The organism is Nocardia sp. NPDC003345 (assembly GCF_053589395.1).
The window spans coordinates 1-13600 of sequence record NZ_JBSFRU010000163.1; the positions used below are offsets into that span (position 1 = coordinate 1).

Here is a 13600-nt window from a genome sequence, read left to right on the forward strand (position 1 = left end):
GAGTTCGGCTGTCATCGGAGGGGCCTTGAGCAGCGCCTGGATCTCCCTGGTCGGGGCCCAGCGCTGTTAGTACCCCGGTACGTACGTACCGGGGACTCCGCTATCCGGAATCCGCCGGTTCGCCGACCCGGACGGTGAGGCGATAGGACAGCACCGCCATCGCGAACAGGCCGGCCGCGACCGCGATCAGGGCGCCGAAGCCCTCGGTCGCGAAATCGGCGAAGGCGTTGAGAACAGTGAAGATCAGCGCCGCGGTACGCAGCGTCTGCAACGGCCACAGCGGCCCGTCGCCGCGGTAGCGGATCATGGACGGCGCCGCGATCGAGAAGGTCAGGCAGGAGCTGACGAAAAGGATCAGTTCCGCGATTCCCATCCGCTGGATGTCCAGGGTGGTATCGGAGGTCTTCAGGACGAGTCCGCCGGCCGCGAGCGCGATGATCCCGGTGACCACGCCCGCCCCCGACGCCGCGACCAGCGACCAGCCGATCACCGGCACCCACCGCGGGCTGCGCAGGAATCCGGGCACGAGCCGAGGCAGGGACCGCTGCACCGAATACAGCCGGTCGGCGCGATGGCCGGCCGCGTCGAGCAGCGACCGGATACCCCGGACCGCGACGGGATCGGCACCGGCTTCCTCGGCCCGGGTGAGCATCGCGTGCGCCGCGGCCCGCCGGTGCGGGGGTAATCCGCCCGCCGTCCCGGCGGCCGCGACGGCGGCCGCGTTCGCCAGGTACTCGTCCACCGTGGGCGGTCGCAGGACCCGGACCAGCCGGTTGGCCACCAGGATCACCAGGACCAGCACGTACATGATCTCCGCCGACGGCCCGTAGAAGTAGTCGTTGTCCGCGGTGACGAATTTCCCGACCTCGTCGAGGAACAACCCGAACCCGATACCGCCGATCACCACGGCCACCGCCCGGGCGGTCGTACCGAGCAGCAACCAGCCGAGCAACAGCGCGACCATCATGGCCGCCCCGCCGTACAGGGCATGCGCGATATGCAGCGAGCCGCCACCGACCTGCGGATAGCCGGTGGCGGCGAGATAGGCCCGGGTCACCAGGATGGTCGTGATCGCGATGACCAGGAACGTTTCGGCGGCGGCGCTGCCGTAGGCGTTGCGAACGATCCGGGTGCGCCGCCGGGCGCGCCGGGTTTCGGGCATCGCGCTCACGCCGGTCCTCCCGCCACCTCGATATCGACGCGTCCACGGGCCCGAGGGCTCGGAAGCAGACGATAACCCGGTAGCGGTGGAATTTCCGGTACCCGCGGCGGGCCGGTCGGAACCCGGGCCCCGCGCGTGGTCGTGTCGGAGGTCGGCCGTCCGCTCCGGTCCGTATGTTCGGTGGGGTGAGCACCCCTGGGCTGCCCCGGCTCGGCACGGCCACCGGCCGCTGGATCGTGCTGGCCACCGTTCTCGGGTCGTCGGTGGCGTCGCTGGACGCCACGGTGGTCAATATCGCGTTACCCAGGATCGGCGAAGCCCTGGACACCGATGTGGCGGGGTTGCAGTGGACCCTCAACGGCTACACCCTGACGCTCGCCTCCTTCATCCTGCTCGGTGGCTCGTTCGGCGACCGGTTCGGCCGGCGCCGGATCTTCCTCATCGGCGCGGTGGGATTCGCGGCGGCCTCCCTGTTGTGCGGGGCGGCGACGACCATCGAGATGCTGGTGATCGCGCGGGTGCTGCAGGGGGTGGCGGGCGCGATGCTCACCCCGGGCAGTCTGGCCCTCATCTCCTCCTCGATCGACCGTCGCGATCAGGGCGCGGCCATCGGATTGTGGTCGGGATTCGGCGGGGTGTCCGGCGCGCTCGGCCCGTTCCTCGGGGGCTGGTTGATCGAGGTGGCGGGCTGGCGCTCGATCTTCTTCATCAACGTGCCGCTGGTGCTGGTCGTGGTGCTGGTATCGCTGCGGCATGTGCCGGAGAGCCGCGACCCGAACGCGGCCACCCGGCTCGACCTGCCCGGCGCCCTGGTGGTCGCGGCCGGGCTCGGTGCGTTGACCCTGGGCCTGATCGACGGCACCGCACTACTCGTGGGGGCCGGTCTGCTGCTGCTGGCCGCGTTCGTGGTGATCGAAATGCGCAGCGATCATCCGCTGGTACCGCCGTCGCTGTTCGCGTCGCGGGTGTTCACCGCCGCCAATCTGGTGACGCTCGCGGTCTACGCCGCGCTGGGCGGGGTGTTCTTCCTGCTGGTCCTGCAACTGCAGGTGGTGGCGGGCTATTCGCCGTTGCGGGCCGGGATCGCCACCGTGCCGTTGACCCTGCTGATGCTGCTGCTCTCCGCGCCGTCGGGCCGGTGGGCGCAGCGCCACGGGCCTCGGCTGCCGATGACCTGCGGGCCGCTTCTCGCCGCGAGCGGGCTGGTGCTGCTGCTGCGCATCGGCCCCGAGGCCTCCTACGTGACCGATGTGCTGCCGGGCGTCCTGGTCTTCGGGCTCGGGTTGTCGGTGCTGGTCGCCCCGCTCACCGGCGCGGTGCTGGGGGCGGTGCCCGCGAGTGAGGCCGGGATCGCCTCCGGGGTGAACAACGCCGTCGCGCGGACAGCGCAGCTGCTGGCGGTGGCGGCCCTGCCGGGATTGGCCGGTATCTCGGGCGCGCTGGACGATCCGGCCGCGCTGGACGCCGGATTCACGATCGCCATGTGGATCTGCGTGGGACTGCTGCTCACCGGTGCGCTGACGGCCGCCGTGCTGTTGCGGCCACCGCGGCGCGCGCCCGACCTGGGGCATATGGACTGTCTCCCGCAGTGCGGGGTGGGGGGCCCGGCCGTATCCCCGGAGAGCGATACCGCCGGCGCCGGCCGCTGACCGGCGTGGGTGCGGTTCGATCGGATGTCAGCAGGTCACGGCGATATCGGCGGCCGAATCGAAGGACACGTGCACATGGTCGTAGTGGTTCTCGGTGGGGCTGCCCCGGTCTTCCATATAGGTCCAGCCGCTGCCGTCGTTGTAGCGCTGCTGCCAGATCACGTAGGTCACCCCGAAACGCTCCTTGTTGGCCAGGACGAAATCGGCGATCGCGTCGCCGTGGGCGGGGTCGGAAGTCATGAAGTCCAGCGCCCGGCCGGCGCCGTGGTCACCGTCGTACCGGCCGTGGGCGCCACCGATATCGGCGACTCCGAATGTTTTGGCGATCAGGTTGCCCACCTGCGCCACATGGGGGAGGGCTCCGGCGAGGTCGGTCGAGCACGGTATCGGCGGCGGTGCGAGCCGTTTCGCGTATCTGGGCGGCTCCGGCGGAAGGTCGACGGCCGCGACCGCGATCGGGGCGCCCGAGTCCTCTCGAGGAGCTTTGCCCAGGCCGGCGACGGGAATCTCCGCGGTATCGACCGACGCCGCGGCGGCCGGCGGTGTGTCGGCACCGGGGCGGGCGATCACTGTTATGGCGATGGCCGCGGTCGCCGCGAACGCGCTGCCGGCCAGCGGGACGAGCCTCTGGGCGCGGGGCGGTTTGCGGTGTCGACCAGGCATAATGCGGACCACTCGTAACGCTCGGAAATAAGATCACCGTTAGATTACGAAGCAGTCGCGGCAAAGTCACGGCGGTGGCGCACTTCGGTCATCGGGGCGGCGTCCGGGTTGCTCTCGACCGGCCGCGGATCGACGGCCGGAAACGTCGACCCGGACATAAGATCCGGAGATGGTCCCCACCGCCAATCTGCTCGCCTTCGCCGTCGCGGCCACACTCCTCATCATCGTGCCGGGGCCCGGGGTGTTGTTCACCATCGGCCGCGCGCTCACGCTGGGCCGGCGGGCCGCGCTGATCTCTGTCGTCGGCCACACCGTGGGGGTGCAGATCGCGTTGCTGTTCGTGGCGGTCGGGCTGGGCGCGGTCCTGGCGGCCTCCGCCACCGCGATGGCGATCGTCAAGGTGGCGGGTGCGCTGTACCTGATCCACCTCGGAGTGCAGGCGATCCGGGAGCGGAAGGCACTACGCGAGGTCCTGGGCACGGTCGCGGCTCCGGAGAGCGGGCGCCGGGTGTTCCGGCAGAGCGTGCTGGTGGGCGTGACGAATCCGAAGGCGATCGTCTTCTTCGCGGCGGTGCTGCCGCATTTCACCGATACGGCGTCCGGGTCGATCCCGCTGCAACTCCTGGTGCTCGGCTGGGTATTCCTGGTTATCGCGCTGGTGAGCGATAGTGCGTGGGCATTGCTCGCGGCGGCGGCGCGGGACTGGTTCGCGCGGTCGCCGAAGCGGCTCGAGGCCGTCGGCGGCGCGGGTGGCGCGCTGATCGTCGGACTGGGCGCGTCGGTGGCCGTGGAGCCCGCTCTTTCCGGTCGCTGAGCGGCTGCGGAACCCGAGCGAACGGGTAGCCGCAGTTCAGCGGCCTTCCGGTCCCAGGGGCCGCGGATCCGGGCGGGGGAGCGGCCCCACCGGGCCGTGGAGCACTGATATGGTCGATTTCGTTCCGACACGGGGTGCTCCACACAGGTGGGGCTGAGATGAGACCCGAGAACCTGTTCAGGTAATGCTGACGAAGGGATGTCCTGGTTTTGCGCGCGCGATCCTCCGAAAATTCCGAAACCGCCGGATTCACCGACTACCTGTGGGATCGGACGAAAGAACTGCGCGGCGCCATCGACGATCTGGAATTCCTGCGCCGGCTCGGTGACGGCACCCTGCCGCTCGAGGTGTTCCGGACCTATGTCGAGCAGGATTCGCTCTATCTGGCCGGATATTCCAAGACCCTGTCCCTGCTGGCGGCCACATCGCCGGACCCGGAGACCGCGCGGTTCTGGGCGCAATCCGCCGGTTCGGCGGTCGCCGTCGAATCGGCCCTGCACCACGACCTTCTCACCGGTGGCCGGATACCGGTCCGGGAGGGCGAACCGGAACCCTCGACCGCCTGTCTGGGCTATATCTCCTATCTCATCGCCACCGCCGCGACGGAGTCCTATGCGGTGGGCGCGGCGGCGGCGCTGCCGTGTTTCTGGATCTACGCCGAGGTGGGCCGGGGCCTGGCGGTGAAAGCGGCCGAGGTGCTCGCCGCCGACCCCGCGCACCCCTACGCGCAGTGGGTGTCCACCTACGGCGCCCCGGAGTTCCAGGAGTCCGCGGCCACGGCCCGGTCGCTGGTCGACGCGGCCGCCGAGGCGGCGAGCGACCGGGACCGGGCGGCGATGGAGAAGGCCTTCGTCATCGCCACCCGCTACGAACTGATGTTCTGGGATACCGCCCTGCATCCGCAGCCCTGGCCCGCCGGATGACCGGCCTCGCCCGCCGCGCGCTCGTCTGCGCGGCCGTCGCCGTGGCAGTACTGTCGGCCCTCACCGCCTGCTCCGGTGCCGGCCAGGGGCAGACCATCAGGTTCGCGCTGGACTGGACGCCGAACACCAACCACACCGGACTGTTCGTCGCACTGCAGCGCGGCTATTTCGCCGATGCCGGCCTGGATGTGCAGGTCCTGCCGTACAACAACACCGCCGTCGATACGGTCATCGATGCCGGGAACGCCGAATTCGGTGTCAGCACCCATAATTCGTCGACCTTCTCGCGGGCGTCCGGCGCGCACACCGTGAGTGTGCTCGCGCCGCTGCGGCACTGGGCAACGGGTATCGGGGTGAAGGCCGATCGCGCCGATATCGTGAGCCCGAAGGATCTCGACGGCAAGACCTACGCCGGTTTCGGCGATCCCGGCGAGGTGGAGGCACTGCAGCAGGTGATCCGCAACGACGGCGGCACCGGCGAATTCACCTCCGTCACCCTGGGCACCTCGGCCTATGAGGCGGTCTATTCCGGTAAGGCCGATTTCACCGTGTCCTATCTCGGCTGGGAGGGGATCGAGGCCGAACACCACGGCACGCCCATGAAGTACTTCCGGTACACCGATTTCGGCTTCCCCGACGCCTACGCCATCGTGATCGACGGTAACGAGGACTGGCTGAAGGCCAATCCCGATCGCGCCGCGAAATTCGTCCAGGCGCTGCAGCGCGGCTACCAGTTCGCCGCCGACGATCCCGACGCCGCCGCGCGCGATCTCATCGACGCCAACCCCGGCGCCTTCCACGACGAGAGCCTGGTGCTGGAAAGCCAGCGCATGCTCGCCGGTCAGTTCATGAAGGACACCGACGGCCGGGTGGGCGCGCAGACCCGGGAACAGTGGGCCGCGAATTCCGGCTTCCTGTTCGAGAAGGGACTGCTCGCGGGTCCCGACGGCGCGCCGCTGACCGAGGAGCCCGACTGGTCCGGGTATTTCACCAATGAGTACCTCGCCCCCGCCTAGCGACTCCGTCCGCGCGGCTCCACAGCCGGTCGCCGCCGCGTCGCGATCGGCGCGAATCCGGTGGGTACTGCCGTCGGTCGTCACGGTGGCGGTACTCGTCGCGTGCTGGCAGGTCTATGTCGAGGTCAGCGGTATCCGGCCGCAACTGCTGCCGTCTCCGCTGCGGGTGGTGCGGCAGGGCTGGGCGCACCGCGACGAGATCGGCGCCCACGCCGCCGTCACCCTGCAGGTGACCCTCACCGGTTTCGCGGTATCGCTGAGCCTGGCCTGGTTACTGGCCGTCGTGGTGGATTTCTCGCCCTGGCTGCGCCGGGCCCTGGTCCCGCTGTTCGTCGCCTCCCAGACCCTCCCGATCATCGCGATAGCGCCACTGATGGTGATCTGGTTCGGGTTCGGGTTGTTGCCGAAAGTTCTCGTGGTCGCGCTGGTCACCTTCTTCCCGATGGCCATCGGGCTGATCGAGGGATTCGCCGCGGCCGACCGGGACGCCGGCGCCCTGCTGCGGAGTATGGGCGCCTCCCGCCGCCAGGTCTTCCGCTACGTCCGGTTGCCGTCGGCCCTGCCGCGGTTCTTCACGGCACTGCGGATCGGGATCACCTACGCCGTCGTCGGCGCGGTCTTCGCCGAGTACGTGGGCGCCACGGAGGGCCTGGGCATCTATATGAGCCTGCAGAAGAATTCGTTCCGCACCGATCTGGTACTGGCCGCGGTCCTGGTCACCGCCCTGCTCAGCATCGCCCTCTACCTGCTCACCTTCGTGATCGAACACCTGGTCGCGCCATGGGCGCGTACGGAGAACAGGAGCGGGCATGCCTGACCCGGACGGTCACGCGGTCGTTGTCGACGCGCTCACCAAGTCGTTTCCGCGGCCCGGCCGGCGCGGCGGGGAACGGCAGGTCCTGGACGGGGTGTCGTTCACCGCGCGACCGGGAGAATTCGTCTCGGTCATCGGCCCGAGCGGCTGCGGCAAAAGCACCGTCTTCACCATGCTCGCCGGTCTGGCGACCCCGGATTCCGGCAGTATCCGGTTCGGCCCGGGCGCCGCCGAGCCGGCCGCATCGCCCTGCGCCTATATGCCGCAGAAGGATTTGCTGTTCCCGTGGCGCACGGTCCTGGACAACACCACCCTCGGGCTCCGGGTGCGCGGTGTGCCCAAGGCGGAGGCCCGGCGCCGGGCCCGCGAACTGTTTCCCGTCTTCGGGTTGTCCGGTTTCGAGGACGCGCGCCCGTCGCAGTTGTCCGGCGGGATGCGGCAGCGGGCGGCGATGCTGCGGACGGTCGTCCAGGAACGAGAACTGCTGCTGCTGGACGAACCCTTCGGCGCCCTCGACTCGCTGACGCGCACCGAGATGCAGTCCTGGTTGCAGGAGGTCTGGCAGCGCTACCGGTGGACGGTGCTGATGATCACCCACGATATCCGCGAGGCCGTCTACCTCTCGGATCGTGTGGTCGTGTTGTCGGCGCGCCCGGCCACGGTGCGCCGCGAGGTGCGTATCGACCTTCCGCGCCCACGCGATCTGTCGATGATCACCGGATCCGAGTTCGCCGCGCTGGAGCAGGAACTGCTCGGGGTCCTGCACGACGAGGCCCGCCGGGCCATGACCCGGCAGGACGCCTGAGTTCGGTATCGGTCGCGGTGTGCGTTCAGCCGTCGATATCGCGGGCCATCAGATCGGCCGTGGTCTCCCGGCGGACCAACTCCCGGGCGTGACCGTCGCGTACGGCGATCACCGGTGGTCTGCCGACACAGTTGTAGGCGCCGGACAGGCTGTGGTGATAGGCGCCGGTACCGGGCACCGCCAGGAGGTCTCCGGGGTGGAGATCGGCGGGTAGCCGGATATCGCGGGCGATGACATCGCCCGCCTCGCAGTTGCGCCCGGCCACGGTGACCGTCCGGTGCGGCCCGTGCGGACGCCGGTTGGCCAATTCGGGTTCGTACAGGGCCGTCCGGACCCTGTCGGTCATCGCGCCGTCGACGGTGACGAAGGTCGATGCCCCGTCGACATGTTCGACCGACATGACCCGGTAGAGCGTGACCCCGGCCCGCGCGACTATCGCCCGGCCCGGCTCCAGGGCCGCAGTGGGCCGGGGGAACCGGTGGCGGGCGCAGGCGGCGTCGAAGGCGTCGTCGAGAATGTCGGCGAGTTCGGCCAGGTTCAGTTCGGCGTCTCCGGGCCGGTACGCCACGGCGTGGCCGCCGCCCAGGTCGAGTTCGGTCAGGATACGGCCGTATTCGTGCCGGATCCAGGACATCTCACCGACGAGCCGGCGAACGGCCTCACCGTAATGATCGGGGTCGTGGATCTGCGATCCGAGATGGCAGTGCAGGCCGACGAGATCCAGGAGCGGCTGTTGCATCACCTGTCGTACCGCCTCGGCCGCGGCCTCGCCACCGAGCGGGAAACCGGGCTTCCGATCCGGGACTCCGGTCCGGACGGCCGGATGCCCATGGACGTCGATACCGGGAGACAGTCGCAGCAGAACGGCCTGCGGCCGGGTCAGCTGAGTGGCGAGCAGCGCGATCTCGGACAGCGAATCGATCACGATCCGGCCCACTCCGGCGCGGACGGCGGCCTCGAGCTCGTCACGGGACTTCCCGGTTCCGTGCAGGATGATCCGCCGCGGATCCACCCCCGCCGACAGTGCCACCGCGAGCTCGCCGGCCGAGCATACGTCGATCGAGAGTCCTTCCTTGCTCACCCACGCCGCGACGGCTCTGGTCAGCAGCGCCTGGCCCGCATAGTAGATCCGGACGCGGGGAAAGAATTCCCGATAGACGCGGCAGCGGGCGCGGACCTCCGCTTCGTCGAGGACACAGGCCGGTGTTCCGTACCGGTCGGCGATATCGGTCAACGCCACCCGGCCGATCGTGATCCGGCCGTCACCGTCGTAGTGGGCGTCATGCGGCCAGACCGCCGGGCTCAGCCGGGGCGGGATTCCCGGCTGCAGGGACGGGATCGTATCGAGCAAGGTCACGGTGTGCTCCTGGGGTGTCCCCGCCGTTCGGTATGCGGGGCCGACCCCAGGACTACGCCACCCGTGCGCGGATGAACGAGCTCCTGACGGTTTCTTGACCTTCCGGGGCCGGTTGTTGCCGCGGCGGAATTCCGGCCCGCCGGGCACCGGGCCGGGGAGACAATCGTGGGACCGGGAAGCCCGCGCCACCGTCTCCCGGGTACGCAGATCCGTAGGAGGGCCATGTTCGTCCCGCTCAGCGTCTCCGATTTCCTCGACCGCGCCGAGACCGTGTACGGCGACCGCATCGGGGTGGTCGACGAACCCGATCAACCGGCGCCCGCCCAGGGCTCGCCGACCTACGCCGAAATCGCCGATCTCGCCCGTAGACAGGCGGCCCGGCTCGACGACCTCGGGATCGGGGCCGGTGAGCGGGTCGCGATCGTCAGTCATAATTCGAGCCGCCTGCTGACCTCCTTCTTCGGGGTGAGCGGCTGGGGCCGGGTGCTGGTGCCGATCAACTTCCGCTTGCGACCCGACGAAGTGCGCTACATCGTCGAGGATTCCGGTGCGCGCGTCCTGTACGTGGATCCGGAGCTCGCGGATTCGCTGGCCGATATCGAGTGCGAGCACGTATTCGTGCTCGGCGCCGACACCGACCTCTACGCCGCGCCGGGCTCGGTTCCCCGGCCGTGGGTTCCGGACGAGGGCGCCACCGCGACCATCAACTACACCTCCGGCACCACCGCCCGCCCCAAGGGCGTGCAGATCACCCACCGCAATATCTGGATCAACGCCGTCACCTTCGGCCTGCACGTCACGATCAGCGACCGCGATGTCTACCTGCACACCCTCCCGATGTTCCATGCCAACGGCTGGGGGATGCCGTTCGCGATGTCGGGTGTGGGCGCCCGGCACATCGTGCTGCGCAAGATCGACGGCGCCGAGATCCTGCGCCGGGTCCGCGACCACGGTGTCACGGTGATGTGCGCGGCCCCGGCGGTGGCGGCGGCGGTCCTGGAGGCGGCGCAGACCTGGAAGGGCGAGATCCCCGGCCGGGGCCGGGTGCGGGTCATCATGGCCGGTGCGCCGCCGCCGACCCAAACCGTCGCCCGCGTGGAACAGGAACTCGGCTGGGAGTTCATCCAGATCTACGGCCTCACCGAGACCTCGCCGCTGCTGACCGTCAACCGCTCCCGGGCCGAATGGGACGGTCTCGACCCGGAGACCCGGGCGGCGAAGCTGACCCGCGCGGGCGCCCCGGCACTCGGGGTCCGGTTGCGGACCGAGGAATCCGACGAGGGGCCGGGGGAGGTACTGGCCCGGTCCAATGTGGTGATGGAGGGTTACTGGGGCCGTCCGGAGGAAAGCGCGGCGGCCTCGGCCGACGGGTGGTTCCGCACCGGTGACGGCGGCGAGATCGGCGACGACGGCCATCTCACCATCGCCGACCGGAAAAAGGATGTGATCATCACCGGCGGCGAGAACGTCTCCTCCATCGAGGTCGAGGACTGCCTGTTCTCCCATCCCGCCGTGGCCGAGGTCGCGGTGATCGCGGTGCCGAGCGAGAAATGGGGCGAGACGATCAAGGCGCTGGTGGTACTGGTCCCGGACGCCGAGGCGAGTAACGCGACCGAGGCGGAACTGATCGCGTGGTGCAAACAGCGGCTGGCCGGCTACAAGGCGCCGACCTCGGTGGAGTTCCGCGACGAACTGGCCCGCACCGCCACCGGCAAGCTGCAGAAGTTCACCCTGCGGGCTCCGTACTGGAGCGGCCGCGGCCGCCAGGTCGGCTGAACCGGCGGCCCGGGCGTCAACGGAAGTAGGAGGCGTACTCGGCGAAGGGCACCTGTCCGGTGGGAGCGGCCTCGATCGCCTCGGCCGGGGCCGTCCCCAGGGGCCGGTTCGGCCGATCCGGCTCGGTGACCCGGGCCGGCGCCCGGTCGAGACGCACTCCACGGCCGGAGGGCGCTGCCGGATCAGGCGCCGGGACCGGTACCCACACGATCGGCCGAGTCGAGCGGGATCGGCTCGAACATGGCGGGTTCGTCCTCGGGGAACAGCGCCGTCGGTCCGTAGATCCAGTCGGTGAACGAATAGTCGCCGACCTCCCGCTCCCGCAGCAGCGTATTGCGCTGTTCGCGCCGCGACCCGTCCAGATGCCACAGTTCACCCCATACCCGGGCGGTGAGTACCACCCGGCGGCAGTGTTGCGGCCGGACCGCCTCGTAGGCCGCCAGCGCCCCCGCCCAGTCCACCGTCCCGTCGTCGCCCCGCAGCCGCCGCATATGTTCGGCGAGCACCCAGCCGTCCTCGATCGCCATGATCGCGCCCTGCGCCATGTACTGCAGCGGCGGATGGGCCGCGTCACCGAGCAGCGCGATCCGGCCGTCGACCCAGGTGTCGATCGGATCGCGGTCGTACATCCGCCACCATTTGTCCCGCCACATATGCGGTATCCGGTTCCGGACGACATCGCAGGTCGTCCCGAAGGCGGTATCGAGTTCGTCCGGGGTGCCCCACTCGGCGGCGCCGGCGACGGCCTTCGGTGATTCGAAGACCGCGACCTGGTTGAGCAGATCGCCGCCGCGGAGTCCGTAGTGCACGAAATGGCAACGCGGACCGACGTAGACGACCACCTCGGAGAGATCGACCGCAGGATTCACCTCCGCGACAGGCACTGTCCCCCGATAGGCGACATAGGCCGACGATACGGGCCGATCGTCGACGAACAGCTTTCGTGCCACCGAATGCAGCCCATCGGCCGCGATCACGACCCTGGCGCGGTGCACGGTTGCGTCCTGCGTTACCGCGCCGGCGGTCGCACCGTCCTGCGTGTACGCGACGACCTTCTGCTCGGTGCGCAGCTCCACTCCCGCCACCCGGCACGCTTCCAGGAACAGTGCGTGCAGGTCGCTGCGGTGGATCACCAGATACGGAAACCCGTACTCACGCTCCAGATCGCGCAGGTCGAGTGCGGTGAGCTCGGTCCCGTCGACCGCGTCCCGCATCACCATCCGGTCGGGTACGACTCCGCGCGCCTTCACCTCGTCGAGTAGACCGTAGTCGTCGAGGATGCGGGTGCAGTTCGGCGCGAGCTGAATTCCCGCCCCGACCTCACCGAATTGCCGCGCCTGCTCCAGCACCCGCACCCGCAGGCCGAGGCGGGTCAGCGCGAAAGCGGTGCTCAGCCCGCCGATTCCGCCACCGACGATGACGATATCCGGATCGCTCACGATGAGCCTCCTCTAGAGCCAGGGGCCGAGGTCGGCGACATCGGCGAGAGTGTGGGGACGACCGGCGAGATAGGCGGCGACCTCGGGCAGCGGACCGCCGGGGATATCGGTGAGTTTGCGCTTCGCCCGGATATCGGCGATCAGGGCGGTGAGGAAATCGGCGGGGAGATCCGCGAAGGTGGTGCCCGTGCCGAGGTCGACGGCATGGACACACACCTCGCGTGCCCGCAGCCACGGGATCTCCGTGGCCGGGACGGTCCGCCCCTGCGCGGTGACGATCTCGGCCTGCCAGTCGTCTCCGGTCAGGGCGTCCATGGCGCCGGACAGCGTGTGCACCGCCCGGTTCAGCCAGGTCCGCAGTTCGGTCGCGGAAAGCCGCGCACCCGATTCGATCTCGGCGCTACGCTGTTCGGCCGAGGAGTACATGGGGGTGCGGTCACCGGTGCGGGCCCAGTGCACGAGATTGCCCAGTGCCTCCGCGTTCGCCGCGATATGGGCCACGAGGTGTTTCCGGGTCCAGCCCGGCAGGATGCTCGGCTCCGACATCGCCGGGTCGTCGAGCAGGGCCGCCTGCGTGACGAACAGCCCTGTCCCGTGGTCGGCCCATCTCATCGAATCGGCAGACGTGCGCGCGCTCACGGTGTGACGATCCGGTTCGTGCAGGCGCCGAGCCCGGAGATGCGGGTCTCGACCGTTTCACCACCCACCAGGTAGATCTTCGGATCGCGGGCGTGACCGACGCCCGCCGGGGTGCCGGTGGCGATGATATCGCCGGGATTCAGCCGGATCACCGTCGATACGTACCGGACCAGGAATACCGGGTCGAACAGCAGCGTCCCGGTATCATCGTGCTGCATGACCCGGTCGTCGACCAGCGTTTCCACCTCGAGCGCCGGCCGCACTCCGCCGACTTCGTCGGGTGTCACGACATAGGGGCCGACCGGGGTCGAGGAATCCCAGATCTTGCCCTGCGTCCATTCGATGGTGCGGAACTGCCAGTCCCGCACCGAGATATCGTTCATCACCGTGAACCCGGCGATGGCGTCCGCGGCCTCCTCCTCGGTGGCCCGCCGAACCGGTTTGCCCACCACCACCGCCAGCTCGACCTCCCAGTCCAGAGCGTCGGTCTCGGCCGGTTTGACGATCGGGTCGGCGGCCCCGATGAGGCTGTCGGCGAATTTG

At 69.5% G+C, this 13600-nt stretch carries 13 protein-coding genes and 1 riboswitch; of the genes, 7 read left to right on the forward strand and 6 right to left on the reverse strand.

The window, feature by feature from the left end; translation table 11 throughout:
- Positions 1-100: 100 nt before the first annotated feature.
- Positions 101-1162: a hypothetical protein gene (locus ACWDU1_RS18490; RefSeq protein WP_449999976.1), complete on the reverse strand. Its 1062-nt coding sequence runs from the start codon at positions 1160-1162 to the stop codon at positions 101-103.
- Positions 1163-1335: 173 nt separating this feature from the next.
- On the opposite strand from ACWDU1_RS18490, the gene ACWDU1_RS18495 reads away from it, so the two are divergent.
- The gene (locus ACWDU1_RS18495) at positions 1336-2811 is read left to right on the forward strand and encodes an MFS transporter (protein WP_449999956.1); all 1476 of its coding nucleotides are present in this window, start codon (positions 1336-1338) and stop codon (positions 2809-2811) included.
- 27 nt (positions 2812-2838) lie between these two features.
- Here ACWDU1_RS18495 and ACWDU1_RS18500 read toward each other — a convergent pair whose 3' ends face one another.
- Positions 2839-3474 carry a hypothetical protein gene (locus tag ACWDU1_RS18500; RefSeq protein WP_449999958.1) on the reverse strand — a complete coding sequence of 212 codons (636 nt, stop codon included), beginning with the start codon at positions 3472-3474 and terminating at the stop codon, positions 2839-2841.
- A 169-nt stretch (positions 3475-3643) separates the two neighbouring features.
- Between ACWDU1_RS18500 and ACWDU1_RS18505 the strand changes: the two genes are divergently transcribed.
- From ACWDU1_RS18505 to ACWDU1_RS18525, 5 genes are all read left to right on the forward strand, one after another.
- Positions 3644-4288, forward strand: a complete 645-nt coding sequence (locus ACWDU1_RS18505; RefSeq protein ID WP_449999960.1) for a LysE family translocator — start codon at positions 3644-3646, stop codon at positions 4286-4288.
- 120 nt (positions 4289-4408) lie between these two features.
- A riboswitch (TPP riboswitch) is annotated at positions 4409-4504 on the forward strand.
- Complete coding sequence (locus tag ACWDU1_RS18510; RefSeq protein ID WP_449999962.1) at positions 4498-5211, forward strand: TenA family protein; 714 nt, start codon at positions 4498-4500, stop codon at positions 5209-5211. It overlaps the preceding riboswitch by 7 nt.
- Positions 5208-6227: an ABC transporter substrate-binding protein gene (locus ACWDU1_RS18515; RefSeq protein WP_449999964.1), complete on the forward strand. Its 1020-nt coding sequence runs from the start codon at positions 5208-5210 to the stop codon at positions 6225-6227. The genes ACWDU1_RS18510 and ACWDU1_RS18515 overlap by 4 nt, the downstream gene beginning before the upstream one ends.
- The gene (locus tag ACWDU1_RS18520; protein ID WP_449999965.1) at positions 6205-7044 is read left to right on the forward strand and encodes an ABC transporter permease; all 840 of its coding nucleotides are present in this window, start codon (positions 6205-6207) and stop codon (positions 7042-7044) included. The genes ACWDU1_RS18515 and ACWDU1_RS18520 overlap by 23 nt, the downstream gene beginning before the upstream one ends.
- Positions 7037-7846, forward strand: a complete 810-nt coding sequence (locus ACWDU1_RS18525) for an ABC transporter ATP-binding protein (RefSeq protein ID WP_449999967.1) — start codon at positions 7037-7039, stop codon at positions 7844-7846. The genes ACWDU1_RS18520 and ACWDU1_RS18525 overlap by 8 nt, the downstream gene beginning before the upstream one ends.
- Positions 7847-7871: 25 nt before the next feature.
- On the opposite strand, the gene lysA is transcribed toward ACWDU1_RS18525, so the two are convergent.
- Positions 7872-9203, reverse strand: coding sequence for a diaminopimelate decarboxylase (lysA, locus tag ACWDU1_RS18530; RefSeq protein ID WP_449999969.1), 1332 nt, complete (start codon positions 9201-9203; stop codon positions 7872-7874).
- Between the two features lie 222 nt (positions 9204-9425).
- Here lysA and ACWDU1_RS18535 point away from each other — a divergent pair, with 222 nt between their 5' ends.
- Complete coding sequence (locus tag ACWDU1_RS18535; RefSeq protein WP_449999971.1) at positions 9426-10979, forward strand: AMP-binding protein; 1554 nt, start codon at positions 9426-9428, stop codon at positions 10977-10979.
- A gap of 182 nt (positions 10980-11161) precedes the next feature.
- On the opposite strand, the gene ACWDU1_RS18540 is transcribed toward ACWDU1_RS18535, so the two are convergent.
- From ACWDU1_RS18540 to ACWDU1_RS18550, 3 genes are all read right to left on the reverse strand, one after another.
- The gene (locus tag ACWDU1_RS18540; RefSeq protein WP_449999972.1) at positions 11162-12418 is read right to left on the reverse strand and encodes an FAD-dependent oxidoreductase; all 1257 of its coding nucleotides are present in this window, start codon (positions 12416-12418) and stop codon (positions 11162-11164) included.
- A gap of 12 nt (positions 12419-12430) precedes the next feature.
- A complete protein-coding gene (locus ACWDU1_RS18545) occupies positions 12431-13057 on the reverse strand; it encodes a maleylpyruvate isomerase family mycothiol-dependent enzyme (protein ID WP_449999974.1) in 627 nt (208 codons plus the stop codon).
- Positions 13054-13600 (reverse strand): fumarylacetoacetate hydrolase family protein (locus tag ACWDU1_RS18550; RefSeq protein WP_449999975.1); only part of this gene is annotated, 547 nt, incomplete at its 5' end. The genes ACWDU1_RS18550 and ACWDU1_RS18545, both read right to left, overlap by 4 nt.

Coding starts and splice junctions, on each gene's coding strand:
- ACWDU1_RS18520 (WP_449999965.1), top strand. CDS start 6,205: ATGAGTACCTCGCCCCCGCCTAGCGACTCCGTCCGCGCGGCTCCACAG.
- ACWDU1_RS18515 (WP_449999964.1), top strand. CDS start 5,208: ATGACCGGCCTCGCCCGCCGCGCGCTCGTCTGCGCGGCCGTCGCCGTG.
- ACWDU1_RS18535 (WP_449999971.1), top strand. CDS start 9,426: ATGTTCGTCCCGCTCAGCGTCTCCGATTTCCTCGACCGCGCCGAGACC.
- ACWDU1_RS18525 (WP_449999967.1), top strand. CDS start 7,037: ATGCCTGACCCGGACGGTCACGCGGTCGTTGTCGACGCGCTCACCAAG.
- ACWDU1_RS18495 (WP_449999956.1), top strand. CDS start 1,336: ATGTTCGGTGGGGTGAGCACCCCTGGGCTGCCCCGGCTCGGCACGGCC.
- ACWDU1_RS18490 (WP_449999976.1), bottom strand. CDS start 1,162: ATGCCCGAAACCCGGCGCGCCCGGCGGCGCACCCGGATCGTTCGCAAC.
- ACWDU1_RS18505 (WP_449999960.1), top strand. CDS start 3,644: ATGGTCCCCACCGCCAATCTGCTCGCCTTCGCCGTCGCGGCCACACTC.
- ACWDU1_RS18500 (WP_449999958.1), bottom strand. CDS start 3,474: ATGCCTGGTCGACACCGCAAACCGCCCCGCGCCCAGAGGCTCGTCCCG.